Annotated in this window: 13 protein-coding genes and 1 riboswitch; of the genes, 10 read left to right on the forward strand and 3 right to left on the reverse strand. The window is 59.9% G+C overall.

Features of this window, described 5'->3' with window-relative positions:
* Positions 1 to 29 precede the first annotated feature (29 nt).
* A complete protein-coding gene (locus AB5Z05_RS18505) occupies positions 30 to 2,126 on the forward strand; it encodes a PAS domain-containing hybrid sensor histidine kinase/response regulator (protein WP_162519651.1) in 2,097 nt (698 codons plus the stop codon).
* A gap of 249 nt (positions 2,127 to 2,375) precedes the next feature.
* Here the strand turns inward: AB5Z05_RS18505 and AB5Z05_RS18510 are convergent, their stop codons facing one another.
* The 3 genes from AB5Z05_RS18510 to narQ form a co-directional block, all read right to left on the reverse strand.
* Positions 2,376 to 2,951: an LON peptidase substrate-binding domain-containing protein gene (locus AB5Z05_RS18510; RefSeq protein WP_005334473.1), complete on the reverse strand. Its 576-nt coding sequence runs from the start codon at positions 2,949 to 2,951 to the stop codon at positions 2,376 to 2,378.
* Positions 2,952 to 3,054: 103 nt separating this feature from the next.
* Positions 3,055 to 3,693 (reverse strand): two-component system response regulator NarL, encoded by a 639-nt coding sequence (gene narL / locus AB5Z05_RS18515; RefSeq protein WP_005334471.1) that lies wholly within the window; start codon positions 3,691 to 3,693, stop codon positions 3,055 to 3,057.
* Positions 3,693 to 5,405 (reverse strand): nitrate/nitrite two-component system sensor histidine kinase NarQ, encoded by a 1,713-nt coding sequence (gene narQ, locus AB5Z05_RS18520; RefSeq protein WP_139460373.1) that lies wholly within the window; start codon positions 5,403 to 5,405, stop codon positions 3,693 to 3,695. Before narQ ends, narL begins: the two co-directional genes overlap by 1 nt.
* A 78-nt stretch (positions 5,406 to 5,483) precedes the next feature.
* A riboswitch (molybdenum cofactor riboswitch) is annotated at positions 5,484 to 5,624 on the forward strand.
* Here narQ and moaA point away from each other — a divergent pair.
* From moaA to moaB, 9 genes are all read left to right on the forward strand, one after another.
* Complete coding sequence (gene moaA / locus AB5Z05_RS18525) at positions 5,612 to 6,607, forward strand: GTP 3',8-cyclase MoaA (protein ID WP_041202018.1); 996 nt, start codon at positions 5,612 to 5,614, stop codon at positions 6,605 to 6,607. It overlaps the preceding riboswitch by 13 nt.
* Before the next feature lie 239 nt (positions 6,608 to 6,846).
* On the forward strand, positions 6,847 to 7,389 hold the full coding sequence (gene napF / locus AB5Z05_RS18530) for a ferredoxin-type protein NapF (RefSeq protein WP_368152653.1): 543 nt from the start codon (positions 6,847 to 6,849) through the stop codon (positions 7,387 to 7,389).
* A gap of 29 nt (positions 7,390 to 7,418) precedes the next feature.
* On the forward strand, positions 7,419 to 7,673 hold the full coding sequence (locus AB5Z05_RS18535) for a chaperone NapD (protein ID WP_031227438.1): 255 nt from the start codon (positions 7,419 to 7,421) through the stop codon (positions 7,671 to 7,673).
* 101 nt (positions 7,674 to 7,774) lie between these two features.
* Complete coding sequence (gene napA / locus AB5Z05_RS18540; protein ID WP_368152656.1) at positions 7,775 to 10,264, forward strand: nitrate reductase catalytic subunit NapA; 2,490 nt, start codon at positions 7,775 to 7,777, stop codon at positions 10,262 to 10,264.
* A gap of 16 nt (positions 10,265 to 10,280) precedes the next feature.
* The gene (gene napG / locus AB5Z05_RS18545) at positions 10,281 to 11,018 is read left to right on the forward strand and encodes a ferredoxin-type protein NapG (RefSeq protein ID WP_058059905.1); all 738 of its coding nucleotides are present in this window, start codon (positions 10,281 to 10,283) and stop codon (positions 11,016 to 11,018) included.
* Entirely contained in the window at positions 11,015 to 11,890 is an 876-nt protein-coding gene (napH, locus tag AB5Z05_RS18550; protein WP_182963533.1) for a quinol dehydrogenase ferredoxin subunit NapH, read from the forward strand. Before napG ends, napH begins: the two co-directional genes overlap by 4 nt.
* A complete protein-coding gene (locus tag AB5Z05_RS18555) occupies positions 11,890 to 12,345 on the forward strand; it encodes a nitrate reductase cytochrome c-type subunit (RefSeq protein WP_005334452.1) in 456 nt (151 codons plus the stop codon). The genes napH and AB5Z05_RS18555 overlap by 1 nt, the downstream gene beginning before the upstream one ends.
* Before the next feature lie 11 nt (positions 12,346 to 12,356).
* Positions 12,357 to 12,947 (forward strand): cytochrome c3 family protein, encoded by a 591-nt coding sequence (locus AB5Z05_RS18560; RefSeq protein ID WP_005353459.1) that lies wholly within the window; start codon positions 12,357 to 12,359, stop codon positions 12,945 to 12,947.
* A gap of 242 nt (positions 12,948 to 13,189) precedes the next feature.
* Positions 13,190 to 13,696, forward strand: a complete 507-nt coding sequence (gene moaB / locus AB5Z05_RS18565) for a molybdenum cofactor biosynthesis protein B (RefSeq protein WP_005344126.1) — start codon at positions 13,190 to 13,192, stop codon at positions 13,694 to 13,696.
* Position 13,697 lies beyond the last annotated feature (1 nt).

Raw genomic sequence — 13,697 nt, forward strand, 5'->3', positions numbered from 1 at the left:
CGGCAGAACATAACAGAGCAGGCAACAAGATGATTGGCAACAGTGAACTGGAAGCCCTCGGCGACAAATTGCAGACCACGCTGGTCGACCTTATGCGTTGCCGCGAGCGCGAGGCCAAGTATCGCCACGAGTCCCAGACCCTGCTGGTGGGCGTTGCCACCCTCGCCGATGCCAAGACGCTGGAGCAGGTGCTGGAGAGCCTTATCCAGGTGCTCAAACCCTTTATCGGCTTTGAGCACGCGGATGTGGTGGCTTGGGAAGGGGAGCAGGGAAGTACCCACCTCAGTACCGAGCCGATGCTATCAGCCCGCAGCTGGCGCATGACCCCGGCATTTGCCCGCGCCATCGCGGGTGAAACCCTGGTGATATACGATCCCGCCCAGCTGCCCGAGCTGGCGCCGCTGGCGAGCGAGCCGGGCTGGGCCAGCGTGATGCTGACCGGGCTGCAGGCCCCCGGTTTTACCGCTACGCTTATCTGCCGCCACGCCCGGGCGGGCACCTTCGATCTCACCAGCAAGGCCGCCATGGAGCGTTGTCGCCCGCTTATCGCCCAGGCGCTGGTCAACATCACCTATCGGGCCCGTTTGCAGGAGCAGGTCGCGGTAAAAACCGAAGCGCTGCAGGCCAGCGAACGCCGTTTTCGCAGTTTCGCCGCCATGGCTTCTGACTGGTTCTGGGAGACAGATGCCGAGCATCGCCTCAGTTACGCCTCAGAGCCGGGTTATCTGGATGAGATGACCCCGCAGGCGACCCGGCCGACCCTCTATGACTACGTCTGCAACAAGCAGAGCTGCGATGCCCAGAAATACCTGCAGCTTTTGGAGCTGCGCCAGCCGGTGCGAGGGGTGCGGATGCAGGTTGCGCTGCAACACGGCCCCTGCTGGATGGAGGTGAGCGCCGAGCCCTGCTTTGACCATGATGGCCAGTTTATCGGTTATCGTGGCACTGCCCGGGATATCAGCAACCAGATCCGCCGGGAAGAGGAGCTGGCGCGGGCACGGGATGAGGCTGAAGCGGCCAACCGTGCCAAGTCCCAGTTTCTGGCCATGATGACCCACGAGATCCGTTCGCCCATGAATGCGGTGTTGGGGATGCTCGATCTGGTGCAGCATGCCGAGCTGGCGCCGGAGCAACAGAGCCTGCTGCGCCATGCCACCCACTCGGCCAGATTGCTGCAAACCATCATCGACGACGTGCTCGATTTTTCGAAAATCGAGTCGCAAACCCTGGTGTTTCACTGCGAGACCCTGCAACCCGTCCAGCTTTGCCAATCTCTGGTCGAGCCGCTGCAAGCTCGCGCGACCGCCAAGGGGATCGCGCTGGTTTATCGGGTCGATGAGTCGGTTCCCCGGGAGTTGCAGGGGGATCCGATGCGTCTGTCACAGGTGATGGGCAATCTGCTGGACAACGCTCTCAAATTTACCGAGCAGGGGCAGGTGACACTGCACCTGGGTTGGCAGGATGAGAAGCTGCTGATCTCGGTCTCCGACACCGGGATCGGGATCGCTGATGCGGATCAGGCGCTGCTGTTTGAACCCTTCTCCCAGGTCGACAACTCGGCCACCCGGCGTTTTTCCGGTACAGGTCTCGGTCTTGCCATCAGCAAGCGTCTGGTGACGCTTATGGGGGGAGAGATCCACCTGAAGAGCGAGCCGGGCAAGGGAAGCTGTTTCTGGTTCGAACTGCCCGGCATGGCGCTACCCTGCCATAGCCAGCCGCAGCGGGAGGAGGGGGCTTCGGCACTGCTGCCACTGGATGTGCTGGTGGTGGAGGACAGCCCAGTGAATCAGTTGGTGGTGTCGCTGATGCTGCAAAAACTGGTGGGCAAGGTACGGCTGGCAGCCAATGGTCTGGAGGCGCTGGCACAGGTGGATGAGCAGCTCCCGGATCTGATCCTGATGGATATGCGGATGCCCCTGATGGACGGACTGGAAGCCACCCGGCGCTTGCGTGAGTTGGGATGCACCATGCCTATCGTCGCCCTGACAGCCAATGCGATGGCGGAGGACAAGGCGTGCTGTCTGGCGCAGGGGATGGATGACTTTCTCGCCAAGCCCATCACCTTGTCACGGCTGAGAGAGTGTTTGCAGCGTCACTTTGGTCAGCGGTTGCCGACGCGCGGATAAAAAAAATGGTCAACTTTGTGGGTTGACCAGTTCTTCAGCAAATACTGAAGAGAGCACGGGATAAATCGGGTTGTATCAATCTATATGAAAAATCTGTGCCAACTTTTACGGGACTCTTTTGTGTTCAATTTTGGCCGTTTAGCGCAGCGGCTCTCTCTTGTTATGGCGTTCTGCGTTCCTACTCACTCGCAAAATGCGAATTTCACATTTTCATTGTTGGAATAATTGCATTTTGCAACGCTGTTTTTGTCATTGTGAAATCAGGCGATGCAGAAATTTACGGGCCGCTTCGCTGTTTTGTTTGGCAATCAACATCTGCTTTTCATAAATCGGCATCGGCAATATCTCGAGCCAGCGTTGGCAGAGCCAGGCGGCATCTTCAAAGCGCTTGTCCGGATAGAGCTCATCAAGCTCCGGATACTGCTCGAACACTTCCCGCAGGCGATTGACCAGCAGCTTGTCGTTGAAATCTGAGTGGGTGCTCGGCCAGTTGGGCAGCATCTCCACCTTGGCCCGGCGCAGACCCATCTCGTCTGTTTCCATCTCGTGGATACAGAAGCGCTCCAGTCCCAGCACCGTCACCCCCAGCAGGCCATCATTGAGGGTGTAGAAGTCGGTCACCTTGACCCGGGTGCCCACCGGCAGAATGCGGCCGGATTGTCCCGAGGTGGTCGACTCTTCCATCACGATGCCAAAGCCCTGATCGTTGATGAATGACTCCTTGAGCATCTGCAGGTGGCGTGGCTCGAACAGACGCAGAGGAAGCTTGCCGCCCGGCAGTATGTGGGAAGGCAAGGGGAACAGTGCCAAAGGTTGTAGTTTCATGTTCCATCCTCCATTGGGTAGTTGCTGAATATGACAATGCAGCGACTGTGCCAGAGAATGAAAAAAGCCACCGGAGGGTGGCTTTTCGGGCGGTTGAGGGCGCTTAGTTGCGCTGCTCCAGATACATGACAGCCGCTTCCACGCGGCTTTGCGCCTCGAGTTTCTTCAGCAGGCTCTTCACGTGAACCTTGACCGTTCCCTCGGAGATATGGAGTACCGAGGCGACCTGTTTGTTGGAGAGGCCTTTTGCAATTTCGCGCAGGATTTGCATTTCGCGACGCGTTAAGCTTTCCAGCTTCTGCTGCAGGTGATCCAGCTCGTAGATGTTTTCGAGATAGGGGCGCAGCGGTTCGCTCAGGATCTGCTTGCCGGTCATCACGTCGGCCAGCTGGGCCAGCAGCAGATCAGGCTCGGTGTCCTTGAGCAGGTAGCCATCAGCACCCGCCTTGAGCAGGGCTACCACATCCTGACGGGCATCGGAGACGGTGAGGATCACCACCCGGGAGGTGATCTCTTCGGCCCGCAGCGCCTTGAGGGTATCGAGGCCGGAGAGCCCCTTCATATTGAGGTCGAGCAGGATCAGATCCGGCTCGGACTCTTTGGCCAGCGCCACGGCATCTGTGCCGTTGGAGGCTTCACCGGTCACCTCCATGTTCTCTTCCAGAGCCAGCAACTGCACAATCCCTTTGCGCATGAGGGGATGGTCATCTACGACCAGAACTGTGTATTTCATCTCGTCCATCAGGCGTCTCTCGCTAGACTGGTGGGAAAGGTCAGATGCACGCAGGTGCCTTGTGGTTGCTGCTCGTTGATGGTCAGCAGACCGTGCAGTTTGCTGGCGCGCTCGTTCATGATGCTCAACCCGTAATGGTTGATCGCCGAGCTGGCGAGTCCGATCCCGACACCGTCATCTGAAATCTGAACCTCAATGTTACCACTGGCGAGGGTCTCACAGCTAACATCAATCACTTGCGCGTTTGCATGTTTGATGGCATTGAGCACTGCCTCACGGATCAGCTGCAAAATGTGGATATGCTGGCCCGCCTCCAGGTCGTTGTCGGCCAGTCCGTAATGGAACCGGATTTCGGCCTGGGTCTGAGGTTGCAGCTGATCGAGCATCACCCGGATTGCTTCCCCAAGATTGGCATCGCCAATGGTGAGACGGAAGGTACCGAGCAGTTCGCGCAACTGGGTATAGGCATTGCTAAGCCCCTCGTCGATCTGCTGCATCGCCTCCTGCGCCTTTTCATGCTGCCCCTTGGCGTAAGAGCGCTTGAGCAGGGTGGACTGGATCTTGAGATAGGAGAGGGCCTGCGCCAGCGAGTCGTGCAGCTCCCGGGCGATCACCGCCCGCTCCTCCATCAGCAGCAGTCGCTGCTGTTGCAGCAGGGTCTGGTCTTTGTGCAGCACCTGAGCCAGCAGCATGGTGAAGTTCTTGATCAACCGCTCATCGATGGGGTGCTGGCTGATGATGTCGAGGCGGCCGAACTCCTGCTCATCCATCTGCAGATAGAAGCTGGCCACCGCATCGAGATCGCCGGGCCAGCCGGTGCGCCCCGAGATATAGACCGGCATGGCATTGTGCTCGAAGCGGGTCAGCCGGATATGGTCGATATGCTGGTGGGCGGCGGCGCGGTCCAGCAGTTTGATAAGGGTACGGGTGCTGAGCGGGGCAGCGTGCAGCTTCTGGGCGGTCGAGTAGAGAAACGAGAGGGTGTCGTTGGCCTGTTGCAGCTTGGCGGTTTTCTCTTCCACCTTGTTTTCCAGCTCCCGATAGAGTTTGCCCAGCTCGTCGGCCATGGTGACGAAGGCGCGCGACAGCTCCCCCAGCTCGTTTTCGCCGTGGGCGGGCAGCTTAAGATCGAAATCCTGCCGCTGGATCTGGCGGGCACAGTAGACCAGCTGGTTGAGGGGGGCGACCACCTGCTGGCGGGTGAAGCGCACCGTGAACCAGGCGATGGTGATGATAGCCAGCAGGCCGAGCCCCTCTGCCAGTGCCAGCATCCGCACCTTGAATTCCACGTGGTACTGCATCTGATTGACGAAATTGTCGATGGCCGCCACAAACTGCTCGGTGTTATCGGTGTACCGTCTGGGGGTGCGATCCTCGATGTGCTGGCGCATTACCTGCCACTGGCCGAGCACCTCGCCATAGGTGCGACGCAGGGAGGCAGGAGTGATCCAGCGCTGGGTCTCCTGCAGCTCTTCGGCGTGCAGGGTCTCTTCAAACTGGGAGAGGCGCCCCAGCACGCTGTCGCCCCGCTCGATTTCGTAGGCCATCCGGTAGGCCTGCATCCGCAGCGAACCGGAGAGGTTGATCGCCTTGGCATCGGGTACCGAGTAGAAGAGGGTGACCATGGCGACCAGCGCGATCAGGCTGGCCATGAAGAGGATCAACACCATGGCGCGACCAATGGCACTGCTGACCGAATGGACCCTGAACCGTTTTCCCATACTGATGCGCACCTCTGAATAGTGATAAGGACCCCGCAAGATGCGTGGGAGTGTACTCCAACTTGTGTTAGCATCGAAAAACTAGATGAACTCCGAGCGGTTTTGCCTAAGTCCTAGCGATAGGGGGAAACCAGCCGTCAGCCGACGTTCGAGCTGTAAGGGTCAGGAAAGAAATGCCCTGGCCTCCCGTATTTGGAAAGGTGTTTATGTTGCCACTTGAAGATGGTTTTTCCCGTCGTTTTTACTATTTGCGTCTGTCGGTGACCGATGTGTGCAATTTCCGTTGCACCTATTGCCTGCCTGACGGTTATCGTCCCCCCGAAGGTCACAAAGCGGGGCGTCAACCCTTTCTCTCGATTGACGAGATCCGCCGCGTGGTCAGCGGTTTTGCCGCCATGGGCACCCGCAAGGTGCGCATCACGGGGGGCGAGCCCTCCCTGCGCCGCGATTTCACCGAGATCGTCAAGGTGATTGCCACCACCCCGGGCATCGAGAAGGTCGCTATGACCACCAACGGCTATCGCCTCAAGGAGCGGGCTCAGGAGTGGTTTGATGCCGGACTCAATGCGCTGAATGTCAGTGTCGACAGTCTCGACCCGCGCCAGTTTCACCAGATCACCGGTGAGAACAAGCTGGCCGAAGTGATGGAGGGGATCGAAGCAGCACTGGCCGCCGGTTTCAAATCGGTGAAGATCAATGCTGTGCTGCTCAAGGGGCTCAACGACTACCAGCTTGATGCCTTTCTGGGCTGGATCAGGCACAAGCCCATCGAGCTGCGCTTTATCGAGCTGATGCAGACCGGCGAGATGGATACCCTGTTTCGTGACCACCATGTCAGCGGCGAACAGATCAAACAGCGCTTGCTGGAGAGCGGCTGGGTGCAGCAGTTGCGGGGCACGGATGACGGTCCGGCGCAGGTCTTTATGCACCCCGATTCGCAGGGGGGGGTGGGACTCATCATGCCCTACAGCAAGGATTTCTGTGCCGGTTGCAACCGGCTGCGGGTCTCCTCGCTGGGGAAGCTGCATCTGTGCCTGTTTGGTGACAACGGCATCGACCTGCGGGATCTGCTCGGCGCAGATGCACAATCCGATGAGCTGCAACAGCGCATTCGCGCTGCACTGGCGGGCAAGAGTGCTACCCATCGTCTCCATGAGGGCAATGCCGGTATCACCCCTCATCTCGCCTCGATCGGCGGATAACCGCAAAAAATGGCCAACGATTAAATAGCAATCCTCACATGGAGGTATTTTAACCGATACCTCCATTTTTATTGCGCTGCAAGGCTTTGATCTGGCGCAAGAATCCCCCCTGTTTATCTCCCTGGTGGTATATCCCTTACCTTGTCAGGGCCGCAATATACACCCACTCTTATAATTGGTATCAAGAATGCCAATCATGGACTCGCACTGTCCCCTTCTTCACCAGAACAGGAGTCAACATGCCGGATGAGATCGATCTTGCCCGCCGCGGCCTGTTCCGGGGGCGGCTGAGAACCGCCGAACCGCCGGTGCAGTTGCCCTGGTCAGTCAACTGGTCGGCATTTGTCGCCGACTGTACCCGCTGCGGGGACTGTCTGGCGGCCTGTCCGGAGCAGATCCTGGTGAATGGCGAGGGTGGTTTTCCGGTGGTCGATTTCCAGCGTGGCGAATGCACCTTCTGCACCGAGTGCGCCACGGTCTGCAAGGCGCCGCTGTTTCGCCCGACCAGCGAGTCCCCCTGGCACTACAAGGCCCATATCGAAGCCAACTGTCTGGCCAATGGTCAGGTGTTCTGCCAGCGCTGTCAGGACAGCTGTGAGCCCAATGCCATTCGTTTTATTCCGGTGCTGGGGCGTGTGCCTACCCCGACGGTCGAGCCGGATCGCTGTAATGGCTGCGGCGCCTGTGTGCAGGATTGTCCGGTTGGCAGCATCAAGGTCGATGGGCGAGCCGCCCCATCCGGTGTTACGAGCCAGCCCACCCTCAAGCAGGAGTCAGAATGAGTCAGAAGCCGTGTGACACAGAAGCCACAATGGATCAGGAGTTCCATGTATCGAGTCTGGTGGTGCTGACCCAGCCCCCTTTGCGCCATCAGCTCGCCGAGCAGATTGGCGCCCTTGAAGGGGCCGAGATCCACGCCGTCAGTGACGAGGGCAAGCTGGTCGTGACCCTGGAAGGTCCGAGCCAGCGGCCGATCATGGCGGCCATTGATGCGATACAGGCAATGCCGGGTGTGCTCTCTGCCGCCCTGATTTACCACCAGTTCGATGAACTGGGCGGTCACTGAAAAGAGTGATGGGATGCCGGGCGTGCCCTCTGCCGCTGATGGCTGGCTCCCGTTCGACAGATTCGACAACTATTACGCGATAAGCAATGTGAGGATATGCCATGAAGCTGAGTCGACGCGACTTTATGAAGGCCAACGCGGTGGCAGCTGCCGCTGCCGTGGCCGGTGTCAGTGCCCCCACGCTGGCAGCCAATCTCATCACCAGTACCGACAAGACAGCCATCCATTGGGATAAGGCTCCCTGCCGCTTCTGCGGTACCGGCTGCTCCGTGCTGGTGGGCTCTCAGGATGGTCGGGTCGTGGCGACTCAGGGCGACCCCGATGCGCCGGTTAACCGTGGCCTCAACTGCATCAAGGGCTACTTCCTCTCCAAGATCATGTACGGCCAGGATCGCCTCACCCAGCCGATGCTGCGGATGAAGAACGGCCAGTTCGACAAGGATGGCGACTTTGCCCCTATCAGCTGGGATCAGGCGTTCGACATCATGGCCGAGAAGTTCAAGGCGACCCTGAAAGAGAAGGGGCCGACAGCTGTCGGCATGTTCGGCTCCGGCCAGTGGACCGTCTGGGAAGGTTACGCCGCCGCCAAGCTGATGAAGGCCGGTTTCCGCTCCAACAACATCGACCCCAACGCCCGTCACTGCATGGCCTCCGCGGTCGTTGGCTTTATGCGTACCTTCGGTATGGATGAGCCGATGGGCTGCTATGACGATATCGAGCAGGCCGACGCCTTCGTGCTGTGGGGCTCCAACATGGCCGAGATGCACCCCATCCTCTGGTCGCGGATGTCCGATCGTCGTCTCTCCAATCCGGATGTACAGGTGCACGTGCTCTCCACTTTCGAGCACCGCAGCTTCGAACTGGCGGACAACGGCATGGTGTTCACTCCGCAGACCGACCTGGCGATCCTCAACTATGTCGCCAACTACATCATTCAGAACGACAAGGTGAACTGGGACTTCGTCAACAAGCACACCGTGTTCAAGAAGGGGGTCACCGACATCGGTTACGGCCTGCGCCCGACTGATCCGCTGCAGCAGAAAGCGAAGAACCCGGACAGCGGCGATGCCACGCCGATGACCTTCGAAGAGTTTGCCAAGTTCGTGGCGGATTACGATGTGGAGTCGGTCTCCAAGCTCTCCGGCGTCTCCAAAGAGAAGCTGGAAAAGCTGGCCAAGCTCTATGCCGACCCGAGCAAGAAGGTGGTCTCCTACTGGACCATGGGTTTCAACCAGCATACCCGTGGCGTCTGGGCCAACAACCTCTGCTACAACATCCACCTGCTGACCGGCAAGATCTCCGAGCCGGGTAATGGTCCTTTCTCACTGACCGGCCAGCCCTCTGCCTGCGGCACCGCGCGTGAAGTGGGTACCTTTGCCCACCGTCTGCCTGCCGACATGGTGGTGACCGAGCCCAAGCACCGCGCCATCGCCGAGAAGATCTGGAAACTGCCGGAAGGGACCATTCCCGACAAGGTGGGTTTCCACGCCGTGCTGCAGGATCGCATGCTCAAGGACGGCAAGCTCAACGCCTACTGGGTGATGTGCAACAACAACATGCAGGCCGGCCCCAACATGAATACCGATCGCCTGCCTGGTTATCGCGATCCGCGCAACTTCATCGTGGTCTCCGATCCGTACCCGACCGTCACGGCCCAGGCCGCTGACCTCATCCTGCCCACTGCCATGTGGGTGGAGAAAGAGGGGGCCTACGGCAACGCAGAGCGCCGTACCCAGTTCTGGCACCAGCAGGTGAAAGCGCCGGAAGGGGCCAAGTCCGACCTGTGGCAGCTGATGGAGTTCTCCAAGCGCTTCAAGGTGGAAGAGGTGTGGCCAGCTGAGCTGATTGCCAAGATGCCCGAAGTGAAGGGCAAGACCCTGTTCGACGTGCTCTATGCCAACGGTCAGGTCAACCAGTTCCCGAAAGAGCAGAGCAAAGGGCAGCTGAATGACGAGGCCGAGCACTTCGGTTTCTACGTCCAGAAGGGTCTGTTTGAGGAGTACGCCACCTTCGGTCGCGGTCACGGCCACGATCTGGCGCCGTTCGATCAGTACCACGAAGCGCGTGGTCTGCGCTGGCCTGTGGTAGATGGCAAAGAGACCCTGTGGCGCTACCGTGAAGGGTTCGACCCCTATGTGAAAGCGGGTGAGGGGGTGCGCTTCTATGGCAAGCCCGATGGCAAGGCGGTCATCTTCGCCCTGCCGTTCGAGCCCGCCGCCGAGTCGCCCGATAAAGAGTACGATCTGTGGCTCTCCACCGGCCGTGTGCTGGAGCACTGGCACACCGGCACCATGACCCGTCGGGTGCCCGAGCTCTATCGCGCCTTCCCGGATGCGGTGCTCTTCATGCACCCGGATGATGCCAAGGCCCGCGGCGTGCGTCGTGGTGAAGAGGTGATCGTCTCCTCCCGCCGTGGTGAGGTGAAGACCCGGGTCGAGACCCGTGGTCGCAACCGTCCGCCGAAAGGACTGGTCTTCATGCCCTTCTTCGATGCGAGCCAGCTGGTCAACAAGCTGACCCTGGATGCCACCGATCCGCTCTCGAAAGAGACCGATTACAAGAAGTGCGCCGTCAAGGTGATGAAGGCTTAAGGCGGGGGAGTGCGAGATGAGTCGTAGTCGTCGCCAGTTTCTGGCCGACATGGCCAAGGGGGCCTGCGGTGTGGGCCTGCTTGGCGTGGGGCTCGGTGGCGTGGCCCGCCAGCAGGCACAAGCCGTGCCTGCCCAGGCGCTGCGCCCGCCCGCCGCTCTCGATGAAACAGAGTTCCTCAGCGCCTGCGTGCGTTGCGGGCTCTGCGTTGAGGCCTGCCCCTACGACACCCTCAAGCTCGCCCGGCTGTTTGACCCTGTGACCACTGGTACCCCTTATTTCAAGGCGCGTGCCGTGCCCTGCGAGATGTGTGATGACATCCCTTGCGTGGTGGCCTGCCCGAGCGGGGCGCTGGATCAGCAGATGACCGACATCGATCAGGCGCGGATGGGGGTGGCAGTGCTCATCGATCACGAGACCTGTCTCAACTATCTGGGTCTGCGCTGCGATGTCTGCTATCGGGTCTGTCCGCTGATTGACAAGGCGATCACTCTTGAGTTGCAGCATAACCAGCGTACCGGCAAGCACGCCATGTTCCTGCCCACGGTGCACAGCGATGTCTGTACCGGCTGTGGCAAGTGTGAGCATGCCTGCGTGCTGGAGGAAGCGGCCATCAAGGTGGTGCCACGCCAGCTCGCCAAAGGTGAGCTGGGTCATCACTACAGGCTCGGCTGGGAAGAGAAGGCCAAGGCGGGGAACAAGTCGCTCATTGGCGACAGGCTCACCCTGCCCACCCGCAAACCGGAGGGGTTATGAGTCGTTATCCGGGGGAAGATGCTCGCATCAAGCTGGGGTGGTGGCGTTCCCACCGCTTCCTGTTGCTGCGTCGGCTGAGTCAGTTCAGCGTGCTCGGGCTGTTTTTGCTGGGGCCGCTGGCGGGCATCTGGATCCTCAAGGGCAACCTCTCCAGCTCGCTGTTGCTGGAGACGGTGCCGCTGACCGATCCCCTCACGCTGTTGCAGTCGCTGGCGGCGGGTCACTGGCCCATCACCACTCTCTGGCTGGGTGCTGCCATTGTGCTGGCCGGTTACTGGCTGGTCGGGGGGCGGATGTTCTGCTCCTGGGTCTGTCCGGTCAACCTCATCACGGATGCCGCAGCCTGGCTCCGGGGGCGACTTGGATTAAAGGGCAACGGCCAGTTCAGCCGTGCGACCCGCTACTGGTTGCTGGCCATGGTGCTGGTGGTGCCAGCGGTGGTTGGGGTGATGGCGTGGGAGCTGGTCAATCCGGTGTCGCTCGCCATGCGCGGCCTGCTGTTTGGCATGGGGGCTGGCTGGGCCCTGCTTGCAGCGCTGTTCCTGTTCGATCTCTTCGTGGTTGAGCGGGGCTGGTGCGGTCATCTCTGTCCGGTGGGGGCCTTCTATGCCCTGGTCAACCGGGTCGGATTTATCAAGATTTCTGCCAAGGGGCGCGAGCGGTGCAACAACTGCATGGATTGTTATGCGGTCTGCCCGGAGCGTCCCATCCTGCGCGGGCCTGTTCACGGTGCCAAGCGCGGTCACGGGCCCTTGATTGCGGCTCAGGAGTGTACCAACTGTGGTCGCTGCATCGATGTCTGCGCGGAACAAGTTTTTGAAATCACTGTAGGTTTTGCCGTCAAGGCAGAAAAAACGTCGGAGAACAAATAATGAAAAAGCTGATTGGAGCAATGCTGGCCTGCCTGATGGCGGGATCCTTGATGGCAGCGGCCCCCGAGATCACCAACAGTACCGGTGGCCTCAAGTCCGAGCGTGGCGCCACCGATCTGGTGACCGATGCCACCGCCGCGCCCCTGAAAAACTTCCGCAAGGATGGCGCGCCCTACGATCGCCAGTACATGCATCAGCCGCCGCTGATCCCCCATGACATTCGCAACTACGAGGTGGATACCAAGGTCAACAAGTGCCTGGCTTGCCACAGCTTCAAGAATGCCAGTGCCATGAAGGCTCCCAAGATCAGTCCGACTCACTTCGAGACCCGCGACGGCCTGACCCTGGGTGAAGTGTCGCCGCGTCGCTACTTCTGCCTGCAGTGCCATGTGCCGCAAGCGGATGCCAAGCCGCTGGTGGAAAATACCTTTAAACCGGTTGAAGCGCTGAACTGAGGAATCCATAGATGAAATTACCCGGCTTTATCCAGCGTCTGTGGACCACCTTCAAGTCACCGTCGAAGGCGGCTCTCTGGGTCATCCTGCTGATGGGCTTCTTCGGTGGCGTGATTTTCTGGGGTGGCTTCAACACCGCCATGGAAGCATCCAACACCGAGGCCTTCTGCACCAGTTGTCACGAGATGAAGGACAACGTGTTCGAGGAGTACCGCGACACCATCCACTACGCTAACCGCTCCGGCGTGCGGGCCAGCTGCCCGGATTGCCACGTACCGCACGAGTGGACCTACAAGATCATCCGCAAGGTGCAAGCTTCCAAGGAGCTGTGGGGCATGATCACCGGCAAGGTGGATACCCGCGAGAAGTTCGAGTCGCACCGGCGCGAGATGGCGGAGCGGGAGTGGCAACGAATGAAAGAGACCGATTCGCGCGAGTGCCGCAACTGCCACAACTTCGAGTACATGGACTTCTCCCTGCAGGGGCAGCGTGCCGCCAAGATGCACTCTACCAATCTGGCCAGTGGTGAAAGTACCTGCATCGACTGTCACAAGGGGATAGCTCACCAGCTGCCCGACATGACCGGGGTGAAAGGGTTCTGATCCTGCGACGACAGGCCGGGTTTGCCCGGCCTGCGTTTTGTTCATATATGGGACAAGCATCAGATTTGTGTGTCTTTTAAATCCCATATCTCGTGAAACCTTTGATAGAATCAGCCCGCCGTCACACGCTTGAGCAAGTTGGTCACCCCTGTCTGCGTCCGTTTTTGCGCCCTGACAGCTGGCCTCTCATACCCCTTCTCTTCCTGCCTCGTTGACGGCCCATAGCCACAAGGAGCTGCCCGATGGGACAGAAACACAACGCATTTATTCCCCTCAAGATCGCCGTGCTGACGGTCTCCGACAGCCGCACTGCCGCCGATGACAGCTCGGGCGACTATCTGGTCTCGGCCCTTACCGACGCGGGCCATCAGCTGGCCGATCGGGCACTCTGCCCGGACAACCTGTTTCGTATCCGCGCGCGGGTGAGCGAGTGGATCGCCGATGAGGGGGTGCAGGTGGTACTGATTAACGGCGGTACCGGCTTCAATGAACAGAACCGGGTACCGGAAGCGGTCGGTGTGCTGTTCGAGCGCACCGTACAGGGTTTTGGCGAGATGTTCCGTCAACTCTCTTTTGCCGAGATTAAAGGCTCCGCCATGCAGAGCCGTGCGCTGGCGGGACTCGCCAATCGCACCCTGATCTGCTGCCTGCCCGGCTCCACCGGCGCTTGCCAGCTGGGTTGGGAGCAACTGATCCGCGATCAGCTCGATGCCCGCACCAAGCCGTGCAACTTTGTCTCCCACCTCTGAG

Origin of the sequence: Aeromonas sp. R2-4, assembly GCF_040908365.1 — a bacterium.
Taxonomy (GTDB): Bacteria; Pseudomonadota; Gammaproteobacteria; order Enterobacterales; family Aeromonadaceae; genus Aeromonas; species Aeromonas veronii.

Excerpts from the sequence above, each read along its gene's own strand:
- moaB (WP_005344126.1), top strand. The coding sequence starts at position 13,190 with ATGGGACAGAAACACAACGCATTTATTCCCCTCAAGATCGCCGTGCTG.
- napG (WP_058059905.1), top strand. The coding sequence starts at position 10,281 with ATGAGTCGTAGTCGTCGCCAGTTTCTGGCCGACATGGCCAAGGGGGCC.
- napF (WP_368152653.1), top strand. The coding sequence starts at position 6,847 with ATGCCGGATGAGATCGATCTTGCCCGCCGCGGCCTGTTCCGGGGGCGG.
- AB5Z05_RS18560 (WP_005353459.1), top strand. The coding sequence starts at position 12,357 with ATGAAATTACCCGGCTTTATCCAGCGTCTGTGGACCACCTTCAAGTCA.
- AB5Z05_RS18555 (WP_005334452.1), top strand. The coding sequence starts at position 11,890 with ATGAAAAAGCTGATTGGAGCAATGCTGGCCTGCCTGATGGCGGGATCC.
- napH (WP_182963533.1), top strand. The coding sequence starts at position 11,015 with ATGAGTCGTTATCCGGGGGAAGATGCTCGCATCAAGCTGGGGTGGTGG.
- narQ (WP_139460373.1), bottom strand. The coding sequence starts at position 5,405 with ATGGGAAAACGGTTCAGGGTCCATTCGGTCAGCAGTGCCATTGGTCGC.
- AB5Z05_RS18510 (WP_005334473.1), bottom strand. The coding sequence starts at position 2,951 with ATGAAACTACAACCTTTGGCACTGTTCCCCTTGCCTTCCCACATACTG.
- AB5Z05_RS18535 (WP_031227438.1), top strand. The coding sequence starts at position 7,419 with ATGGATCAGGAGTTCCATGTATCGAGTCTGGTGGTGCTGACCCAGCCC.
- moaA (WP_041202018.1), top strand. The coding sequence starts at position 5,612 with ATGTTGCCACTTGAAGATGGTTTTTCCCGTCGTTTTTACTATTTGCGT.
- narL (WP_005334471.1), bottom strand. The coding sequence starts at position 3,693 with ATGGACGAGATGAAATACACAGTTCTGGTCGTAGATGACCATCCCCTC.
- napA (WP_368152656.1), top strand. The coding sequence starts at position 7,775 with ATGAAGCTGAGTCGACGCGACTTTATGAAGGCCAACGCGGTGGCAGCT.
- AB5Z05_RS18505 (WP_162519651.1), top strand. The coding sequence starts at position 30 with ATGATTGGCAACAGTGAACTGGAAGCCCTCGGCGACAAATTGCAGACC.